Raw genomic sequence first — 18,990 nt, 5'->3', positions numbered from 1 at the left:
TAACGGTCGTCACTTGTCACCTTCGGCAACGGTGTCTTGCACGGTGTGGCGCATGATCAGCGGCATCTGTGACAGCGTGAACAGAATGGTGATCGGCATCGTGCCCCAGACCTTGAAATTGACCCAGGCCTCGTCGGAGAAATTGCGCCAGACCACCTCGTTGAGTATCGCCAGAAACAGGAAGAAAACTCCCCAGCGCAGGGTCAGCTTCTTCCAGCCCTCCGCGTCGAGATTGAACGCGGCATTGAACACGTAACCAAGCAACGACTTGCCGAAGAACAGCCCGCCGAGCAGCACGACGCCGAACAGCGTGTTGACGATGGTAGGCTTCATCTTGATGAAGGTCTCGTCCTGCAGCCAGATCGACAATCCGCCGAAAATCATCACCACAATGCCCGAAACGAAAGGCATGACCGGCAGGTGTTTGAAGACGATCTTGGAAATGACCAGCGAAATCACGGTCGCGACCATGAAAAGCGCGGTTGCCACCAGCAGCGGTCCGCCGATGGCAGACAGCGCCGGGAACTTGCCGACCAGCCATTCCCCGCGCAGATTGCCGAAGAAGAAGACCAGAAGTGGGCCAAGCTCCAGAGCCATTTTCAGGCCCGGTTTCTGCTTCTCTTCCTTGGTCGGCGTAACATCGCTTTCGATTGTCTGCATGGTTCCCAACTTATTGTCCGTCGTTATCTGGAGCCAAATCGTTTTTCTGTGTCATCAATGCGGCGCGGGCGTCAGCCCCGCAATCGCCTCGGCAAAATCCTTCGCCTCGAAGGGTTCGAGATCATCAATCCCCTCGCCGACACCGATGAAATAGACCGGCAGGCGATGCTTGGCCGCGATCGCGACCAGGATGCCGCCTCGCGCGGTCCCATCGAGCTTGGTCATGATCAGACCGCTGACACCGGCAACATTGCGGAAGATCTCGACCTGGTTCATTGCATTCTGCCCGGTCGTTGCATCAAGCGTCTGCAACACGGTATGCGGCGCATCAGGATCGAGCTTGCCGAGCACGCGCACGATCTTTTCCAGTTCCGCCATCAGCTCGGCCTTGTTCTGCAGCCGGCCAGCGGTATCGATGATCAGCACGTCGGACTTCTTTTCCTTCGCCTGCACATAGGCGTCATAGGCAAGCCCCGCCGCATCGGCGCCGAGCTTGGTGCCGATGAATTCCGAATTGGTGCGATCCGCCCAGATCTTCAGCTGCTCGATGGCCGCCGCACGGAACGTATCGCCGGCGGCCAGCATGACCTTGAGACCCGAACCCGAAAGCTTTGCCGCAAGCTTGCCGATCGTGGTCGTCTTGCCGGTACCGTTGACGCCAACGACGAGAATGACATGCGGCTTGTGATTGAGATCGAGCTGCAGCGGCTTGGCGACGGGCGAAAGAACCTTGGTGATCTCCGCCGACATGATGCGCGACACATCCTCGCCGGTCACGTCCTTGCCGTAACGTTCGGCAGACAGCGTGCCCGTGATCCGCATCGCCGTCTCGACGCCGAGATCGGCCTGAATCAACAGGTCTTCGAGGTCTTCCAGCGTCTCGTCATCCAGCTTGCGCTTGGTGAACAGCGCCGCAATCTGTCCCGTCAACTGCGACGAGGTGCGGGCAAGCCCGGCGCGCAGTCGCTGGAACCAGGTGAGCTTCGCGGGGGGCACGACCGCCACGACGTCCGGTTCGGACTTGGAGGTGGAGAAGCCTTTGGGGAGGACGGGAATGAGGTCGGCGGTTTCCGAAGGACCGGCATTATCGGTTTCAGCCGCAGCCTCTGCCTCCAGCAACGAAAGCGGCACGACACCGAGATCCGAGGTCTCCTCGACGCCAGGGAGAACTGCCACTTCATCAGCTTCATCAGCCAAATCCGCCGACGGCCCGCCGGCCGTTTCCATCTCGGCTGGCGCCACCGGATCGACAGGCGCGACCGGCAGATCTTCCTCACGCGGCTTGGGCTCAAGCTCCGCCTGCACGGCGGCGGCTTCGCTTTCCGTGGGAGCAACCTCTGGCGCGATGACCGGCGGCTTTTCCTCGACGGGCTTTTCGACCGGTTTATCGCCGAAGGTGAAGACGCGTTTGATGAAGCTTACCATGTAAAAATCCGTTTCGGTCAGGCCGCGTGCTCATGAGGCGCGTCGGCCACGATCCGCATGTCGAGATGTTTGCCGTTATGTCCAGTAATCATAACGCGCTGAATGTCGCGGGGAACCAGTCCAGGCGCTGCAACCAGCGAAAAGTTTTCCGTATGCGCCATGCCATTGTTTTCGATGATGACCGTCTGCTCGGTGCCGACCATCCGGTCGAGATGGGCGCGATACAGCACCTCGCCCCTGGCGCGAAGCTTCGCGGCACGTTCCTTGACCAATGCACGATCGACCTGCGGCATGCGCGCTGCCGGCGTGCCGGGGCGTGGGCTGTAGGGGAACACATGCAGGAAGGAGATGCCCGCCTCTTCGGCGAGCGTCGCTGCGTTCTCGAACATCTCTTCCGTTTCGGTTGGAAACCCGGCGATCATATCCGCACCAAAAGCGATTTCCGGCCGCAGTCGCCGCGCCTGTTCCACGAAGGCAAGAGCCTCGGCACGGCTGTGACGGCGCTTCATCCGCTTCAGGATCATGTCGTCGCCATGCTGCAGCGACAAATGCAGATGCGGCATGAAACGCGGTTCGTCGGCGATCAGATCCCAGAGATGACTGTCGGCCTCGATACTGTCGATCGACGACAGCCGCAACCGGAGGATTTCTGGCACCTGTTTCAACAGCGTCTTGGCGAGATAACCGAGCGTCGGATTGCCGGGAAGATCCGCGCCGTAGCTCGTGGCATCGACGCCGGTCAGCACGATCTCGCGATAGCCGCTTTCGGTAAGCTTTCGTGCCTGCTCCACCACTGCACCCATCGGCACCGAGCGGGAATTACCGCGGCCATAGGGGATGATGCAGAAGGTGCAGCGATGGTCGCAGCCGTTCTGCACCTGGATGAAGGCGCGCACATGCCCGTCGATATGCTTGACCATCTGCGGCGCAGTCGCCTTGACGCTCATGATGTCGTTGACGCGGAGTTTCTCTTCCGCCGAAACGCCGAAATCAGGCAGGCCGCGATAAGAGGTGCTTTTCAGCTTCTCCTCGTTGCCTAGAACTGCATCGACTTCCGGCATGTCGGCAAAGGTCTGCTTTTCGGTCTGCGCCGCACAGCCTGTGACGATGATGCGGGCATGCGGATTATCCCTCCGCGCCCGGCGGATCGCCTGCCGCGCCTGCCGCACCGCCTCGCCGGTCACGGCGCAGGTATTGACCAGCACGGCATTGTTGAGCCCCGCCTTTTCGGCTTCGGCCCGCATCACTTCCGATTCATAGGTGTTGAGCCGACAGCCGAAGGTTATGACCTCGACGCCGCTCAATTTGCCTTCACCTCGGGTTCCGCATCGCGGCTGAACGCGCCAGTTTCCGGATCGACCTTGCCCGACCACTCCCATTCGGCTGGACCGGTCATCACCACATGGTCGTTCTCCCGCCATTCGATGACGAGTGGCTGCCGGCTGGGGGCGGAGGCAACGTCGATCGTGACCTTGCGTCCGGTGCGACCCGTGCGGGCGGCAGAGACACCGGCGGCACAGGCAGCCGAACCGCAGGCAAGCGTCAAACCCGCGCCGCGTTCCCAGGTGCGGGTGCGCAAGGAACGGTCACTTGTGACCTGCGCCAGCGTGATATTGGCCTTTTCCGGAAACATCGGATGGTTTTCAAGCATCGGCCCAAAACGCTCCAGATCAAAGGTCATCGGGTCCTTGTCGACCCAGAAGATTGCATGCGGATTGCCCATAGACATGGCCGAGGGCGAATGCAGGATCGGCGCATCGATCGGGCCGATCTGCAACTCGATCCGGCTCGTGTCGAAAAATTCTTCAGACAGCGGGATCTTGTCCCAGGCGAAAACAGGCTTGCCCATGTCGACGGAAATCGTGCCGTCTTCATGCTCCTGCGCATTCAAGATGCCGGCAACCGTCTGGAAGGTGAAGGTCTTGCGGCCCGTCTCGGCGGCCAGCGCCTGCACCACGCAGCGTGTGCCGTTGCCGCAGGCCTGAGCCTTGGTGCCATCACAGTTGAGGATATCGATCCAGGCGTCGGTGCCTTGAGCCTTGGGATCATGGATTGCCATGATCTGGTCGAACTCGGTGGCCGGATCGGCTGCGAGCGCGATCGCCGCTTCAGGTGTCACCTTGTCGGTGCGGCCACGCATGTCGACAACCAGGATCTTGTTGCCAAGCCCGTTCATGCGCGCGAATTCGACCTGTCCTGCCATGATGCTGATCCACTCTTCGGGCCTTCAAACCGATAATGGCCCACTCTTAAAGGCGTATATGGCCGAAAGTCCTGCAAATTACCAGTGGCGGCGCATCTGCCTAAAGATTGGCGCAAAGCCCTGACGCGTGTTAGGGGAGCCGCAAAAAGAGGCTTCACGATGTTACCCTGGGTTCAACTGGACAGCGCAAAGATACCGGATGATGGCGGCGAACTGCGCCTGAAGCAGCGCGGCCAGGAATTCTCCATCATGCTCGGTTCGAACGAGTTGATGAACAGCCGGCTCAGCGGTTCGGAAGAAGCGCTTGCCACGCTCTCATGGGAGAAGATCAAGGACCGCTCAAAGCCGTCCATCCTGATCGGTGGTCTCGGCATGGGCTTCACGCTCCGTGCAGCGCTCGCGATCGTTCCGCCGGACGCCACCGTCACCGTTGCCGAACTGGTGCCGGCGGTGGTGAAATGGGCGCGCGGACCAATGGCCGAGGTCTTTAAGGGCTGCCTCGACGACCCCCGCACGAAAATCCACCAGGGCGATGTCGGCGAACTCATCCGCGAATCGAAGAACAGTTTCGATGCTATTCTTCTCGATGTCGACAACGGCCCGGACGGACTGACACGCGACAGCAATGACGCACTTTATAATGGCCGCGGCCTGCGCGCCGCGCGTGAAGCTCTACGCCCCGGCGGTGTGCTCTCCGTTTGGTCATCCGGCCCGGATTACGGCTTTACCAAGCGCCTGAAGGATACAGGCTATGAGGCCGAAGTCGTCAACACCCGCGCCAACGGCAAGCGCGGCGCCAAGCATGTCATCTGGGTGGCGACGCGCCGCTGATAGCGGCGCAAGAATCGATTATCCGAAGATTTCGTCAACCAGCGCATGCACGCGCCGGAAGGCAGCCTTGGCGCCTTCGGCCGCTTCCAGTTCTTCTGCCTCGGTCAGCGGCAGGTCGTTATAGGCGGCGACGAAATTGCGCCAATGCAGGCCACGACCGTCGGGATGGCCGGCAAGATGGCGTGCGCCGAAATCATCCGACAGCCCGATCTTTGCCGCTTCCTTGCGCAAGAATGCCGCTCCGAGATTGGAGCCTTCCGCAACATAGACCCAGCCGAGCGCCTGAGCCGGCGTCAATGGACCGGTCGTCGCGTTGAGTTCTTCCGTGGCGCCGCCAAGATCGACGATATCCTGACGCAGGGCCTCGTAACGATTTCGCTCGGCCAGACCGGGCAGGCGGCGATTGAGATCTTCGTCGGCAAAAAGCGGCGCGACATCCGCATGGAAATGATGCTGCACCTCGAGAAACAGGGCGTAACGCTCGCGGCTAGCAAACGGCTCGGCGCGCATGATGCGCTTGTCCAGCGTGTCATGGGTACCGGTCGTCAGAGCCTTCAGTCGCTGGATACGGGTTTCTTCGGTCGGACGCTCTAGCTCAATCTGCATTACTTTCCCCATGCACTCATGTTTTCGGCATCAAGCAAATCAAGGTGCGACAAGTCAAGCAGGACGTGAAGCCGGAACCTCGAAAACTTCACCTGGCCGCATCGGCCTGAAACGCTCGCGAGCGATCTTTTGCGCGTCGAGCGCCGCATGCAGCGCCTCTACCGGCTGCTCTATGCCCTCGTCGGTCAGTTTCACCGTGCCCCAGTGATGACCGGCAACGTAGGAAGCGCCGCAAAGTTGCATGCCTTTGACGGCCTCTTCCGGGTTCTGGTGTTGCGCCTCCATGAACCAGCGCGGCTCATAGGCTCCGAAAGGAAGATTGGCGAGCCGGAACGGCCCATGCTTTTCGCCGACAGCCCGGTAGTTGCGGCCCTCGTGAAAACCGGTATCGCCGATATGGTAGATTTTTCCTGCCGGCGTATCGAAGACGAAAGCCGCCCAGAGCGCCTGGCGACGATCTCCCAGACCCCGCGCCGACCAGTGGTGGCACGGCTCGCAATGGAAGGTCACGCCGGGGCCGACCGTCTCGTGGCCACCCCAGTCCATCACCGTGATCCTGGCATCCGCCACACGGGAACGAATGATCGCATCATTGCCAAGTGGAGTGATGAAATGCGGCTTGTCACGCCCCTGCAGCACCCAAAGCGTTTCGAGATCCATGTGGTCGTAGTGGTTGTGAGTGACCAGCACGATATCGATTGGCGGCAGATCACCCATCCGGATGCCCGGCGGGTTCACCCGTTTCGGACCCGCAAAACTGAATGGGCTCGTCCGTTCGGACCAGACCGGATCGGTCAGGATGTTCAGCCCCGCAACCTGAATCAGCATCGAGGCATGCCCTACCATCGTCACCACGACCCGATCACCATCGATGCGCGTCCCCGGCACGGCTTGCGGAAATGGGCTGACGAATGTTTCGGGCCACGGGATATTACCGTTGCCGAACTTCCAGCGCAAAAGGTCCAGCCCGCCGCGCGGCTCCACGCCCCCCGGATTGAAGAAGGCCTTGCCGTCGAAATGATCGGAGACGGGGCCGGAATAATACTTGTTACCAGCCATGGCGCTCCTTGCCGTAACCCCGCCGGCAAGTGCCGCGATGGCTGCAAGGCCGGACCATTTGAAGAATGTGCGACGGTTCATGGCGAAATATTAGGGGATGCGCCGTGCCAATCGCAAGAGAATGCGGCCCCCTTGGAAAGACGGAGATTGAAGAATTTCCGAAGTTCGAGGTTGTTGCTGCATCCAGAGTTGGAGCGAATCCTTGAAAATGAGCTCTTGCGATAGCGTCACAAGGATTCGTATCTTGGCCAATTCAAGGATTCAAACGCCTAATGAAAGACTCCAATCCTTGACTCTCGCTGCCATTTCCTGTTTAAGCCCGGCGATCTGCTGACAAGTTACAAGACTTGGAGCCACCGACCGGGACCCCTTGAGGTATAAATCGATCCCGGAGGTCAACATCCGACAGCGCGTTGCGCCCTCGGGTGCTTTTTGGCTTTGCGCGCTTTCGCGTCTTGTTTTTGCCGGCAAAAGACCCGACGTTTCCGGACACCAACCGGAAGCGAAGAAGGAAGACACGATGTTTGAGAACCTGCAGGACCGTCTTGGCTCCATTCTGAATGGACTGACCGGCCGTGGCGCGTTGAGCGAGGCGGATGTTTCCGCAGCGCTCCGCGAGGTTCGCCGTGCGCTCCTGGAGGCCGACGTGGCGCTCGAAGTCGTGCGCGCCTTTACGGATCGAGTGCGTGAAAAGGCCGTCGGCGCCGAAGTCCTGAAATCGATCAAGCCCGGTCAGATGGTCGTCAAGATCGTCCATGACGAACTGGTCGAGATGCTCGGCTCCGAGGGCGTCAGCATCAGCCTGGCAGCAGCGGCACCCGTTGTCATCATGATGGTCGGCCTGCAGGGTTCGGGTAAGACGACCACGACCGGCAAGATCGCCAAGCGGCTGACCGACCGCGACAAGAAAAAGGTGCTGATGGCGTCGCTCGATACGCGCCGCCCTGCAGCTCAGGAACAGCTTCGCCAGCTCGGCGTCCAGACCGGCGTAGACACGCTGCCGATCATCGCCGGCCAGTCGCCGACCGATATCGCCGCGCGCGCCGTGCAGGCGGCAAAACTTGGCGGCCATGACGTCGTCATCCTCGATACCGCCGGCCGCACGCATATCGACGAACCGCTGATGCAGGAAATGGCGGAAATCAAGCGGAAGTCCAATCCGCATGAAATCCTGCTCGTGGCCGACAGCCTGACCGGTCAGGACGCCGTCAATCTGGCGCGCAACTTCGATGAGCGCGTCGGCATTACCGGCCTCGTTCTGACCCGCATGGACGGCGATGGCCGCGGCGGTGCAGCACTTTCGATGCGCGCCGTCACCGGCAAGCCGATCAAGCTGATCGGTGTCGGCGAAAAGATGACGGAGATGGAGGAATTCCATCCCCGCCGTATCGCCGACCGCATTCTCGGCATGGGCGACATCGTTTCGCTGGTCGAGAAGGCAGCCGAAAACATCGACGCCGAAAAGGCAGCCGCCATGGCCGCCAAGATGGCCAAGGGCAAGTTCGACCTGAACGATCTCGCTGACCAGTTGCGCCAGATGAAATCGCTCGGCGGCATGGGCGGTATCATGGGTATGATGCCCGGCATGGCCGGTATGAAGGACAAGCTCGCCGCTTCCGGCATGAACGACAAGATGTTCGACCGCCAGATCGCCATCATCGGCTCGATGACCAAGGCTGAGCGCGCCAACCCGGACATGCTGAAACATTCCCGCAAGAAGCGTATCGCGGCCGGCTCCGGCACCGATGCTGCGGAAATCAACAAGCTTCTGAAAATGCACCGCCAGATGGCCGACATGATGAAAATGATGGGCGGCAAGGGCAAGGGCGGCATGATGAAGCAGATGATGGGCGGCCTTGCCTCCAAGATGGGTCTTGGTGGTGGCATGGGCATGCCTGATCTGTCGAAAATGGATCCGAAGCAGCTCGAAGCCCTGCAGAAACAGGCAGAAGCCGCAGGCCTGAAGCCGGGCGGCATGCCGGGTCTCGGTGGCGGCCTTCCCGGTGGAATGGGTGGCCTGCCCGGTCTCGGCGGAGCAAAGCTTCCCGGCCTAGGCGGTTTCCCCGGTCTGCCGGGCAAGAAGAAATAAGGGAGGACGCGAATGGTTGATCCTGAAGTGAAGGCACGGCTTTCGAGCTACCGCCAGTCGATCGACAATATCGATGCCGCGCTGGTGCATATGCTCGCCGAGCGTTTTCGCTGCACCAAGGAAGTTGGCGTCCTGAAAGCCAAGTACGAATTGCCGCCGGCAGACCCGGCGCGCGAGGAATACCAGATCGAACGCCTTCGCCGCCTGGCAAAGGAAGCCAATCTGGATCCGGATTTCGCCGAGAAGTTCCTGAACTTCGTCATCAAGGAAGTCATCCGGCATCATGAAGCAATCGCCGCCGAACACGGTGGTGCGAAATAAACAGCATGACCCGAGCCCGCCTGACGGCGGCCTCACAACAACAGATCGGACCACCGGATGGTGGCCCAAAAAGAAACCTAAGGAGTAAAACAATGTCCCTGAAGATTCGTCTCGCCCGCGGTGGTTCCAAGAAGCGCCCTTACTACACCGTTGTTGTTGCCGACGCCCGTTCGCCGCGTGACGGCCGCTTCCTCGAAAAGCTCGGTTCCTGGAACCCGATGCTCGCCAAGGACAACGAAAAGCGCGTTGAACTGAACGAAGACCGCATCAAGCATTGGCTCGCCAACGGCGCACAGCCGACCGACCGCGTTCTGCGCTTCCTCGCTGAAGCCGGCATCGCAACCCGCGACGCCAAGAACAACCCGGAAAAGGCAAAGCCGGGCAAGCGCGCTGTCGAACGCGCTGCTGAAAAGGCTCAGAAGGCTGCCGACGCAGCTGCTGCCGCAGAATAATTTCTGCTACAGGTTTATTCGACGGGCAGTGCGGCAACGCACTGCCCGTTTTTTTGTTTGGTCAGGCCTGCGTTGCACAGCGGGCGGTTCATGGCTAAATGAGCGCAGACCAATCGGAACACCGGCATGAAGAAGCTAGAAAACCCAATCCTGATGGCCACGATCGGCGCCGCCCAAGGCCTTCGGGGCGAAGTGCGGGTAAAATCCTTCACCGCGGACCCGACAGCCCTTGGCGAATACGGTCATCTTTATGCAGAAGACGGGCGGCGGTTCGAGATCCTCGAAATCCGCGATGCAAAAAACGTCGTCGTTGTCCGCTTCCGCGGCGTCAACGACCGGAATGCAGCCGAAGCCTTGAACGGGCTGGAACTCTTCGTCGAACGCGACAATCTTCCCGACGAAGAACTTGACGAGGACGAATTCTATTATGCCGATCTCGAAGGCCTCGAAGCCGTCGATGCTGAAGGCAAAAGCTATGGCAAAGTCAGTGCGGTATTTGATTTCGGCGCTGGCGATCTGCTTGAACTGAAAGGCCCCGGTCGACGCCCGGCGCTCATCCCCTTTTCCGAAGCAGCGGTTCTGGAGATCGATCTGGACGCAGGCAAAATCCTGATCGATCCTGAGGCCGCCGGCCTGATCGAGGATCCGAACGACAGGGATCCAACCGCAGTCGGCAAGCGTCAGCCCAAGCCCCGCCAGGGACCTTCCAAAAAAGCTCCCGGCCAGGACGAAGAATGACATTCCGCGCAACCCTCCTGACGCTCTATCCGGAAATGTTTCCCGGACATCTCGCTTTCTCCCTTTCCGGCAAGGCGATGGAACGTGGCGACTGGTCGCTCGATACGATACAGATCCGCGATTTTGCTGAAGACAAGCACCGCACCGTAGACGATACGCCGGCCGGCGGTGGCGCCGGCATGGTGCTGAAAGCGGATATTCTGGCGAGAGCGATCGATTCTGTCGCCGCCGATACCCGCCCTCGCCTGCTGATGAGCCCGCGCGGCAAGCCACTCAGCCAGAGCCGGGTGCGTGAACTCGCCGATGGCGAAGGCGTCGTCATCGTCTGCGGCCGCTTCGAAGGCGTCGACCAGCGTGTCATTGACGGACGCAATCTCGAGGAAGTGTCGATCGGCGACTACATCCTGTCGGGCGGCGAACCGGCAGCGTTGACCGTTCTCGACAGCATCATCCGCCTCCTGCCGGGCGTCATGGGCAATGCCCATTCCGGCACCAACGAAAGTTTCGAGCACGGCCTGCTGGAACACCCGCATTACACCCGCCCGCAGGTTTTCGAAGGCCAGGAGATCCCGACGGTCCTGACTTCGGGAAATCACGCAGCGATCGAAAAATGGCGGCTGGAACAGGCTCTAAAGCTGACGCAACAACGTCGCCCGGATTTGCTCGCGGACGACTGAAGCCGCGATTACGCGGTGACAAAATAATAGATCGTCAAGGCCGTCCCGACTGCCACGACACACCATCGCAAAACCGTCTGTGGCACGCGACGCGCCAACCAGACACCGGAATAACCGCCAATTGCACCTGCGGGGATCATTACCAGCGCCTCCGGCCACGCCACTACATCGCCACTGATGAAGACAACGATCGCCACGCCGGCAATCAGCATGGCAAACAGGTTCTTCATCGCATTGAGGTGATGATAGGTGCCGCCGGTCGTAAGCCCAAGCACCGCCAGCATCATGATCCCCATCCCGGCACCGAAGAACCCGCCATAGATCGCGTTGAAAAACTGGCCGACGATGCTGGAAGCACTGTTGGCGCTATGCTCCTCGGAAGAAACCTTCGGCTTGAGCAAGGGCCCCGCCGCAAAAATTGCCGTCGCCGCAGCAAGCAGCCACGGCACAAGCGCGCGGAAAGACGGATTGTCGAGCGACAGCAGGATCAGCGCGCCGACGAGCCCTCCCACAAGCGACACGACGCCCAGCACGGCAATGCTCCGCCATCGATGTAGAATTTCCGCCCGATAGGCGATCGTCGATGTCACATAGCCCGGAAACTGCACGATGGATGACGTCGCATTGGCCGAGATTGGCGGAATGCCGGCGAGCGTCATCACCCCGAAAGTAAGAAATGTGCCGCCGCCCGCAATCGCGTTGACGGCACCCGACAGGAACCCTGCCGCGGCCAGCAGCAGAACCATCATTATTGTCATTTCGCAATTTCCTCTTCCCGGAAATCCAGATATCCCGTTCCACGCAAGGCAGCAACGATGCCCACGACAAAAATTGCGACTGCGGGATGACAAACGCCCCGTATTGGTGTATTTGCCGGCGCGGAAATGGGAAAACTCCCGTCGACCAGCAACAAAGAATGGCGAATTCGCTAGCCCACAAGGCACGTCACGAGGCCCTCGGATGAGGTGACCAAGGACGGGAAGCGCTCTGGCTGTTTCAGAAGAACTGAAAAGGTTTGACCGATGAACATCATCCAGCAGCTGGAAGCCGAACAGGCAGCCAAGATCGAAGCTCAGCGCAAGCTTCCTGAATTCTCTCCGGGCGACACCCTCCGCGTCAACGTACGCGTGACGGAAGGCTCCCGTACCCGCGTACAGGCTTATGAAGGCGTCTGCATCGCCCGTTCCGGCGGCGGCCTCAACGAAAGCTTCACCGTTCGCAAGATCTCCTACGGCGAAGGCGTCGAGCGCGTATTCCCGGTTTACTCGCCGCTCGTCGAAAGCGTCGAAATCGTTCGCCGCGGTAAGGTCCGTCGCGCCAAGCTCTACTACCTGCGTGATCGTCGCGGCAAGTCGGCTCGTATCGTCGAGAACACCGGCACCCGCGCCCGCAAGCTGAACGAAGCAGAGCGCGCTGCTATTGCCGAGGAAAAGGCACGCATCGAAGCTGAAAAGATTGCAGCAGCACAGGCACTGGCCGCCGAAAAGGCAGCACAGGAAGCTGCTGAAGCAAAGGCAGCTGAAGAAGCAGCAAAGGCTGCAGAAGCTTCTGCAGAATAAGATTTGCCAGTTACGGCATGAGAAAAAGGCGACCTTCGGGTCGCCTTTTTTGTTTGTGCGATTAGCGTGGACCGCCCGCATGTGCCGATGGCGGCACGTCCTTCGTTTCGCGCCCGAGCATCTGGCCCACGATGATCACCAGCACACCCGCTATAGCAAGGCATGCCGCCAGGAAGAACATTGGCAGGATGTTGCTGCCCGTCGCGTCATTGATCCACGGCACGACATTCTGTGCGATGAAGCCGCCGAGATTGCCGACCGAGTTGATCGCAGCCAGCCCCGCCGCAGCGCCGGCCCCTTTCAGAAAGCGTGACGGCAGGCTCCAGAACACCGGCTGGCCGGCAAAGATGCCTGCTGCGGCAATGCAGAGGAAAGCGAACTGCAGATAGGGCGAGGTGACAAGGACGGAAGCCGCCAGCGCTGCGGCACCGACAAACGCAGGCCCCACGATATAAGGCGTCTTTCTCTCGGTCTTGTCGGCGGCTGAAGGAACCACCCAAAGCGCGACGGCAACGATCAGCCAGGGAATGATGTTGATGAAGCCGTTGGTCGTGTTCGATACGCCAAAACCCTTGACGATCGTCGGCAACCAGTAGCTCAGCCCATAGGCCGCCAGCGGGAAGCCGATGAAGCAGAGGGCCATCAACAGCACGCGCGGATTGATCAGCGCCTTGAAGCCGTGGCCTGCATCCTCGTCCATTCCGGCATTTTCCCGCGCCAGCCGATCTTTCAGCCATTGCTTCTCGTCATTCGTCAGAAACTCTGCCTTTTCGGGCGTGTCGTCGAGATAGAAGAAGGTGAAGACGCCGGCTATGACGGCGGGAACGCCGGTCGCGAGAAACACCCATTCCCATCCCTCAAGCCCCAGCGCGCCATCGAGATCGAGCAGAATGCCGCCGAGCGGCGCGCCGATCGCATTTGCCAGCGCACTGAAGATCATGAACAGGCCGACCATGCGACCGCGATAATCCTTCGGGAACCACAGCGTCAGCAGGTAGAGGACGCCGGGAAAGAACCCGGCCTCACAGGCGCCGAGCAGAAAGCGAAGGATATAGAACATCGTCATATTCTGGGTGAAGGCCAGTGCGATCGTCACCAGCCCCCAGGACACGATGATCCGGGTGAACCAGATTCTCGCCCCGAAACGGGTCAGGAAGAGATTTGCGGGCACTTCGAAGATGAAATAGCCGATGAAGAACAGCGAGGCGCCGAGGCCATAGGCATATTCGCTCATCCCGAGTGAATCGACCATCTGCAGCTTCGCGTAACTCACGTTCTGCCTGTCGATATAGGCAATGAGATAAAGGACGCCGAGAAGCGGCATCAGCCGCCAGGTGATCTTAGAGATCGTATTGCTTTCAGAGACCAAGATTTCCTCCCCGGCCAGCGGCCGTGTCTGATCTGTGGGGAGGAAATTAGGTGCATCACAGCATGCGGCAAGAGACCGCAGGCCTCTTTGAGACGAGGAAGGCCTTTGCCTCGTCCAGGATTACCGCAGCACGAACCGGTCGCGGCCCGCTTCCTTGGCTTGATAAAGCGCCTCATCCACGGCCTTCAGGAGACCCAGCCGTTCCGACCCGGCCTCCGGCGCAAGAGCCGCACCGATGCTGAGGCGCGCGTTGACGAGATTGTCGTCGACGACGAAAGGCCGGCGGAACTCTTTCAGCAGGCACTCCGAAAGTTCGGAAAGGGCTGCGACATCCGGCGGATCGGGCACGAAGATCGCAAATTCGTCGCCGCCCATGCGCACGACCACATCCTGCGCCCGCACACACTCGCTGATCCGCTTGGCGGCATGGGTCAGAACCTGATCGCCCGCATGGTGCCCAAGCTTGTCGTTGATCTGCTTGAAACCATCCATGTCGAGATAAAGCACGCCGAATCCTTGTTGCGAGGAAAGCGCGTTGGCGAGCATCACGTCGATTAACGAGACAAGTGCCGACCTGTTGTAAAAACCGGTCAGCGGATCGGTCATGGCCGCAAGCTTCAGCTTCTCCTCGGCAAACTCCAGCATGAAATTCGCCTTCTGCAGCCGCAGGAGACCGCTTGCCACGTCGGCAAACTGGCGCAGATTGCGTATCTCCGAATCGCTGAGATCCCTCTGTTCGACATCAAGTAGGCAGAGAGAACCGACCGGAAGATCAGGCTCCAGCGATACCGGAGCGCCGGCGTAAAACCGGAAACCGGGAGCGCCTTGAATTGCGGGAAAACTGCGGAATTCCGGGTGCCGGCTGAGGTCGGGCACCACGACGACTTCGTTGGCATAAACCACGCGGGAGCAGACGGAATCGTCCCGACTGCATTCACCGATCGGAATGCTACCGACCTGGCAGGCAACCCGCTGCCAGTCCTCGTCTATGATATTGACCGCAGCACAAGGGGTGCCGAAAACATCCTTGGCCAGTTGCACGAGCGTGGAAAGTTCAGACGTCGCATTGCCATCGACCGAAATCAGCCCCCGGACGGAAAGCAAACGATCAGCTTCATTGGCAGGAAGCTGGGCTGTAAGTGCCATACGCACCTCCTCGTTGTCCTCCTCACCGCCGCCGCACGCAAATAAGGACACAAAAAAAGAGCTTTAACTGCCTGTCGCTTGTGCCATGCGCCCCTAATCGAAGCAATTGCCGTCCCTCTAAAAAACTGGTAATAGACCGGCCATGGGATCGAAATTCGGATGCCTCGCGAACAAATTTATCGTGCTGCAGGACCACAAGCGTCTGCCGGCACGCTTCTTCGCATCCGTATCCGGCGCTCTCAACAGCCGACTTAGCTGACGGTCGCTTAAACGCGACCCGTGCTGCGGCACACGCTTTTGCCGCGACAACTCCCCCTTTTTCAGAAAACTGTTCTCGAACGGAATGGCAGCCATGAGCGCACCTCGCACCCTCTACGACAAGATCTGGGACGACCACGTCGTCTCTCAGGACGAAAACGGCACCTGTCTTCTCTACATCGACCGTCACCTGGTTCACGAGGTGACGTCGCCGCAGGCTTTCGAAGGCCTGCGCATGGCCGGCCGCAAGGTCCGCGCGCCCGAAAAGACGCTCGCCGTCGTCGACCATAACGTCCCGACCACGGCCGACCGCCACGAAGGCATCAAGAACGAGGAAAGCCGCATCCAGGTCGAGGCGCTTGCCCAGAACGCTCATGATTTCGGCGTCGAATATTATTCCGAGAAGGACGTCCGCCAGGGTATCGTCCATATCGTCGGACCGGAACAGGGCTTCACCCTTCCCGGCATGACGATCGTGTGCGGCGACAGCCACACCTCCACCCATGGCGCATTTGGCGCCTTGGCGCATGGTATCGGCACGTCTGAAGTCGAGCACGTTCTCGCCACCCAGACGCTGGTGCAGAAGAAGGCCAAGAACATGCTGGTGCGTGTCGATGGCAAGCTGCCGGAAGGCGTCACCGCCAAGGACATCATCCTCGCCATCATCGGCGAGATCGGCACTGCCGGCGGCACCGGCCACGTTATCGAATTTGCCGGCGAGGCGATCCGCTCGCTGTCGATGGAAGGCCGCATGACCGTCTGCAACATGACGATCGAAGGCGGCGCCCGCGCCGGCCTGATCGCGCCGGACGAGACGACTTTCGAATATATCAAGGACAAGCCGCGCGCCCCGAAGGGCAAGGCCTGGGACATGGCGCTCGACTACTGGAAGACGCTCTATACCGAAGAAGGCGCTCATTACGACAAGGTCGTCGTCCTCGATGCCGCAAACCTGCCGCCGATCGTCACCTGGGGTTCTTCGCCGGAAGACGTCACGACCATCGAAGGTACAGTGCCGAATCCGGACGAAATCCAGGATGAGAACAAGCGCACGTCGAAATGGCGCGCGCTGGATTACATGGGTTTGAAGCCGGGCACGAAGATGACTGACATCACCGTCGATCGCGTCTTCATCGGTTCCTGCACCAATGGTCGCATCGAAGACTTGCGCGCCGCCGCGAAGGTGGTCGAAGGCAAGAAGGTGGCCTCCACCGTTTCCGCCATGATCGTCCCGGGCTCCGGCATCGTCAAGGAACAGGCGGAAGCCGAAGGCCTCGACGTGATCTTCAAGGATGCCGGCTTCGAATGGCGCGAGCCGGGCTGCTCGATGTGCCTTGCGATGAACGACGACCGTCTCAGTCCCTACGAGCGCTGCGCCTCCACCTCGAACCGCAATTTCGAAGGTCGCCAGGGCTACAAGGGCCGCACCCACCTCGTCTCGCCTGCAATGGCGGCGGCGGCGGCCGTGGCAGGACACTTCGTCGATATCCGCGACTGGAAGTAAACGGCTTTCGTTGGATGATGTTTGAGATGCCCGGCCAAAGTGCCGGGCATTTTGTTTTGGGCTATCCCAAAACCTTCACTAACGTCCCTTTTCGCAGATGCGGCAACAGCCGCTTCATGTCGCAGAGGCTGACCGCCACGCATCCGGCCGTCATCTGGTAACCTGGCTTGATCAGATGGAAAAAGATTGCCGAGCCGCCGTAGCGCTTGCGAGAGGTAATGTTCCAATCCATCACCAGACAGACATCATAAAGCCCGTCCGCCCGCTTCATTTCTTCATGGCTCGGCTTGAATGGTGCTCCCACGCGTTGAGTGACCAGCCGGTTATAGGCCGCATGCTTCGGCTCGTCGCACCACAACATGTCGCCGGATATTCGCCGCATCGAAAGCGGCGTCTGCGGCAGCCTGATCCGCTCGCCGCGGGTAAAGCCGGAAATTAGCTTCATTGCCGCAATCGGCGTCGCTCCATCCCCTTCCCGCTTGAAGGCGGAGGTGCCGGAACGACCGATCGCCGCCTGCAAAGTGATTCCCTTGAACGAGACAATCGCCCTTTGCCGGCTGCGAGGCGCAGTCCGGACGGTCACGACCGATTGTTTTTTGGACTTTTGCACACGGAAAAGCGGCATTTTCTCACGAGGTTTTGCTTTGAATATCATTTTGTTTGAAATCATAGCATCTTGGGCTTTACATCGGGGAGCCCTAAATACGCTTAGATTCCGATAAGACGGACGAAAACGGGCGACACGAAAGGCAAGAGCTGTATGGCAAGAACGATACTCCTGGTAGATGACGACAACGACCTGCGCGAGACGCTGGTCGAGCAATTGTCGTTGTACGACGAGTTTTCGCTGTTGCAGGAGGAGAATGCCACCAAGGCCATGAACACGGCCAAGACGGCGCAGGTCGACCTTCTGATCATGGATGTCGGCCTTCCCGACATGGATGGCCGCGAAGCGGTCAAGCTCTTGCGCAAGAACGGCTTCAAGGCGCCGATCATCATGTTGACGGGCCATGACACAGACAGCGACACGATCCTCGGCCTAGAGGCCGGCGCCAACGATTACATCGTCAAGCCGTTCCGCTTCGCCGTTCTGCTCGCCCGTATCCGCGCGCAGCTGCGCCAGTACGAGCAGAGCGAGGACGCGACCTTCACGGTCGGCCCCTATATCTTCAAGCCAAGCCAGAAGCTTCTGACCACCGACGACGGCAAGAAGATCCGCCTGACGGAAAAGGAAGCGGCGATCATCCGTTACCTCTACCGCGCCGGCCAGAAGGTCGTTACCCGCGACGTGCTGCTGGAAGAGGTCTGGGGTTACAATTCCGGCGTCACCACACACACGCTCGAAACCCATGTCTACCGTCTTCGCCAGAAGATCGAACGCGACCCATCCAACGCCGAGATCCTCGTGACCGAAAACGGCGGCTACAAGATCGTCCCGTAAATGGCACTGAACGACGACATAAGGCTTCTCTCAAGCGTTCCGCTGTTCCGCGAACTGGATGAAGATCAGCTGCGCCTGATCGCCTTCGGCGCGGAACGCCGCTCGCTTGCCGAAACGCAGGAAGTATTCCGCGAGGGCTCACCTGCGGAAGGCGCCTATATCGTCGCGAAAGGCCAGATCGGCCTTTATGCCACCGACCGCATGGGCGACATCCGCCACCAGAAGACGGTCGGCCCCGGCACGCTCCTGTCCGAGCTGGCGCTGGTGACGATGGTGGAGCGCAAGTTCACCGCCGTTGCGGCATCCGATGCCGAAGTGATGAAGATCAGCCGCCAGCTTTTCCAGCGCCTGTTGGAGGAATACCCCCAGGTCGGCCGCCTGATCGAAGCACGTATCCGCGAGAATATTGCCGGGCTGGCGAAAGCGGCTGCGGCGATGGAACATCGGTTTAGGTAATTTTTGCGGCATCGCGCGCCATCTAACAGCGACCGCTCATCTCAGATCGGCACCTCACCCTACCCCTCTCCCCGCATGCGGGGCGAGGGAACGTGCCACAAGTTACGTTACGGGGGCCGTCGAGGTTGCGGCTCGTGTCCTTCTCCCCGTCAGAACGGGGAGAAGGTGCCGGCAGGCGGATGAGGGGCAGCCGTTC

19 protein-coding genes and 2 pseudogenes are annotated in these 18,990 nt (G+C 60.1%); 10 read left to right on the top strand and 11 right to left on the bottom strand.

Translation table 11 applies throughout. From position 1 onward, the window contains the following. Window positions 1-9 precede the first annotated feature (9 nt). From HNQ72_RS20205 to dapF, 4 genes are read right to left on the bottom strand one after another with little or no spacing between them, the layout of a single operon-like run. Window positions 10-660 carry a septation protein A gene (locus HNQ72_RS20205; RefSeq protein ID WP_183994707.1) on the bottom strand — a complete coding sequence of 217 codons (651 nt, stop codon included), beginning with the start codon at window positions 658-660 and terminating at the stop codon, window positions 10-12. A gap of 54 nt (window positions 661-714) precedes the next feature. Continuing rightward, the gene (gene ftsY / locus HNQ72_RS20200) at window positions 715-2,085 is read right to left on the bottom strand and encodes a signal recognition particle-docking protein FtsY (RefSeq protein ID WP_183994705.1); all 1,371 of its coding nucleotides are present in this window, start codon (window positions 2,083-2,085) and stop codon (window positions 715-717) included. Window positions 2,086-2,102: 17 nt separating this feature from the next. Then, complete coding sequence (gene mtaB / locus HNQ72_RS20195; RefSeq protein WP_183994703.1) at window positions 2,103-3,389, bottom strand: tRNA (N(6)-L-threonylcarbamoyladenosine(37)-C(2))-methylthiotransferase MtaB; 1,287 nt, start codon at window positions 3,387-3,389, stop codon at window positions 2,103-2,105. Continuing rightward, entirely contained in the window at window positions 3,386-4,288 is a 903-nt protein-coding gene (dapF, locus tag HNQ72_RS20190; protein WP_183994701.1) for a diaminopimelate epimerase, read from the bottom strand. The genes mtaB and dapF overlap by 4 nt, the downstream gene beginning before the upstream one ends. A gap of 159 nt (window positions 4,289-4,447) precedes the next feature. Here dapF and HNQ72_RS20185 point away from each other — a divergent pair, with 159 nt between their 5' ends. Next, complete coding sequence (locus HNQ72_RS20185) at window positions 4,448-5,119, top strand: spermidine synthase (RefSeq protein ID WP_183994699.1); 672 nt, start codon at window positions 4,448-4,450, stop codon at window positions 5,117-5,119. 18 nt (window positions 5,120-5,137) lie between these two features. Here the strand turns inward: HNQ72_RS20185 and HNQ72_RS20180 are convergent, their stop codons facing one another. Next, entirely contained in the window at window positions 5,138-5,725 is a 588-nt protein-coding gene (locus HNQ72_RS20180; protein ID WP_183994697.1) for a biliverdin-producing heme oxygenase, read from the bottom strand. Window positions 5,726-5,779: 54 nt separating this feature from the next. After that, window positions 5,780-6,865 (bottom strand): MBL fold metallo-hydrolase, encoded by a 1,086-nt coding sequence (locus HNQ72_RS20175; protein ID WP_183994696.1) that lies wholly within the window; start codon window positions 6,863-6,865, stop codon window positions 5,780-5,782. Between the two features lie 439 nt (window positions 6,866-7,304). Between HNQ72_RS20175 and ffh the strand changes: the two are divergent. Further along, window positions 7,305-8,531: pseudogene (gene ffh, locus HNQ72_RS20170) on the top strand (signal recognition particle protein); the annotation flags it as partial. Between the two features lie 10 nt (window positions 8,532-8,541). Here ffh and HNQ72_RS31290 read toward each other — a convergent pair. After that, window positions 8,542-8,988: pseudogene (locus HNQ72_RS31290) on the bottom strand (hypothetical protein); the annotation flags it as partial. Here HNQ72_RS31290 and HNQ72_RS20165 point away from each other — a divergent pair. The 4 genes from HNQ72_RS20165 (at window position 8,886) to trmD (ending at window position 11,061) form a co-directional block, all read left to right on the top strand. Continuing rightward, on the top strand, window positions 8,886-9,194 hold the full coding sequence (locus HNQ72_RS20165) for a chorismate mutase (RefSeq protein WP_148147789.1): 309 nt from the start codon (window positions 8,886-8,888) through the stop codon (window positions 9,192-9,194). The pseudogene HNQ72_RS31290 and the gene HNQ72_RS20165 sit on opposite strands and share 103 nt — an antisense overlap. A gap of 92 nt (window positions 9,195-9,286) precedes the next feature. Next, on the top strand, window positions 9,287-9,646 hold the full coding sequence (gene rpsP, locus HNQ72_RS20160) for a 30S ribosomal protein S16 (RefSeq protein WP_183994692.1): 360 nt from the start codon (window positions 9,287-9,289) through the stop codon (window positions 9,644-9,646). A 126-nt stretch (window positions 9,647-9,772) separates the two neighbouring features. Then, window positions 9,773-10,384, top strand: coding sequence for a ribosome maturation factor RimM (rimM, locus tag HNQ72_RS20155; protein ID WP_183994690.1), 612 nt, complete (start codon window positions 9,773-9,775; stop codon window positions 10,382-10,384). Further along, entirely contained in the window at window positions 10,381-11,061 is a 681-nt protein-coding gene (trmD, locus tag HNQ72_RS20150; RefSeq protein WP_183994688.1) for a tRNA (guanosine(37)-N1)-methyltransferase TrmD, read from the top strand. The genes rimM and trmD overlap by 4 nt, the downstream gene beginning before the upstream one ends. Before the next feature lie 8 nt (window positions 11,062-11,069). On the opposite strand, the gene HNQ72_RS20145 is transcribed toward trmD, so the two are convergent. Further along, a complete protein-coding gene (locus HNQ72_RS20145; RefSeq protein ID WP_183994686.1) occupies window positions 11,070-11,819 on the bottom strand; it encodes a sulfite exporter TauE/SafE family protein in 750 nt (249 codons plus the stop codon). A 264-nt stretch (window positions 11,820-12,083) separates the two neighbouring features. Between HNQ72_RS20145 and rplS the strand changes: the two genes are divergently transcribed. Next, window positions 12,084-12,620 carry a 50S ribosomal protein L19 gene (gene rplS / locus HNQ72_RS20140; protein WP_183994684.1) on the top strand — a complete coding sequence of 179 codons (537 nt, stop codon included), beginning with the start codon at window positions 12,084-12,086 and terminating at the stop codon, window positions 12,618-12,620. Window positions 12,621-12,681: 61 nt separating this feature from the next. Here the strand turns inward: rplS and HNQ72_RS20135 are convergent, their stop codons facing one another. Both HNQ72_RS20135 and HNQ72_RS20130 read right to left on the bottom strand, forming a co-directional pair. Continuing rightward, window positions 12,682-13,989, bottom strand: coding sequence for an MFS transporter (locus HNQ72_RS20135; RefSeq protein ID WP_183994682.1), 1,308 nt, complete (start codon window positions 13,987-13,989; stop codon window positions 12,682-12,684). A 120-nt stretch (window positions 13,990-14,109) separates the two neighbouring features. Next, on the bottom strand, window positions 14,110-15,135 hold the full coding sequence (locus HNQ72_RS20130; RefSeq protein WP_183994680.1) for a sensor domain-containing diguanylate cyclase: 1,026 nt from the start codon (window positions 15,133-15,135) through the stop codon (window positions 14,110-14,112). Between the two features lie 352 nt (window positions 15,136-15,487). Between HNQ72_RS20130 and leuC the strand changes: the two genes are divergently transcribed. Next, the gene (leuC, locus tag HNQ72_RS20125; RefSeq protein WP_183994678.1) at window positions 15,488-16,897 is read left to right on the top strand and encodes a 3-isopropylmalate dehydratase large subunit; all 1,410 of its coding nucleotides are present in this window, start codon (window positions 15,488-15,490) and stop codon (window positions 16,895-16,897) included. A 61-nt stretch (window positions 16,898-16,958) separates the two neighbouring features. On the opposite strand, the gene HNQ72_RS20120 is transcribed toward leuC, so the two are convergent. Further along, window positions 16,959-17,522 carry a L,D-transpeptidase family protein gene (locus tag HNQ72_RS20120; protein WP_183994676.1) on the bottom strand — a complete coding sequence of 188 codons (564 nt, stop codon included), beginning with the start codon at window positions 17,520-17,522 and terminating at the stop codon, window positions 16,959-16,961. A 135-nt stretch (window positions 17,523-17,657) separates the two neighbouring features. Here HNQ72_RS20120 and HNQ72_RS20115 point away from each other — a divergent pair, with 135 nt between their 5' ends. After that, window positions 17,658-18,338, top strand: coding sequence for a response regulator transcription factor (locus HNQ72_RS20115; protein ID WP_112453880.1), 681 nt, complete (start codon window positions 17,658-17,660; stop codon window positions 18,336-18,338). Continuing rightward, the gene (locus tag HNQ72_RS20110) at window positions 18,339-18,794 is read left to right on the top strand and encodes a cyclic nucleotide-binding domain-containing protein (RefSeq protein ID WP_183994674.1); all 456 of its coding nucleotides are present in this window, start codon (window positions 18,339-18,341) and stop codon (window positions 18,792-18,794) included. The last annotated feature ends 196 nt before the right edge of the window (window positions 18,795-18,990 follow it).

Source organism: Aliirhizobium wenxiniae, assembly GCF_014201355.1.
In the GTDB taxonomy this organism is placed as follows: domain Bacteria; phylum Pseudomonadota; class Alphaproteobacteria; order Rhizobiales; family Rhizobiaceae; genus Neorhizobium; species Neorhizobium wenxiniae.
Note: the sequence above shows the minus strand (reverse complement) of the source record. Positions and strands in the feature narration are given on the sequence as shown.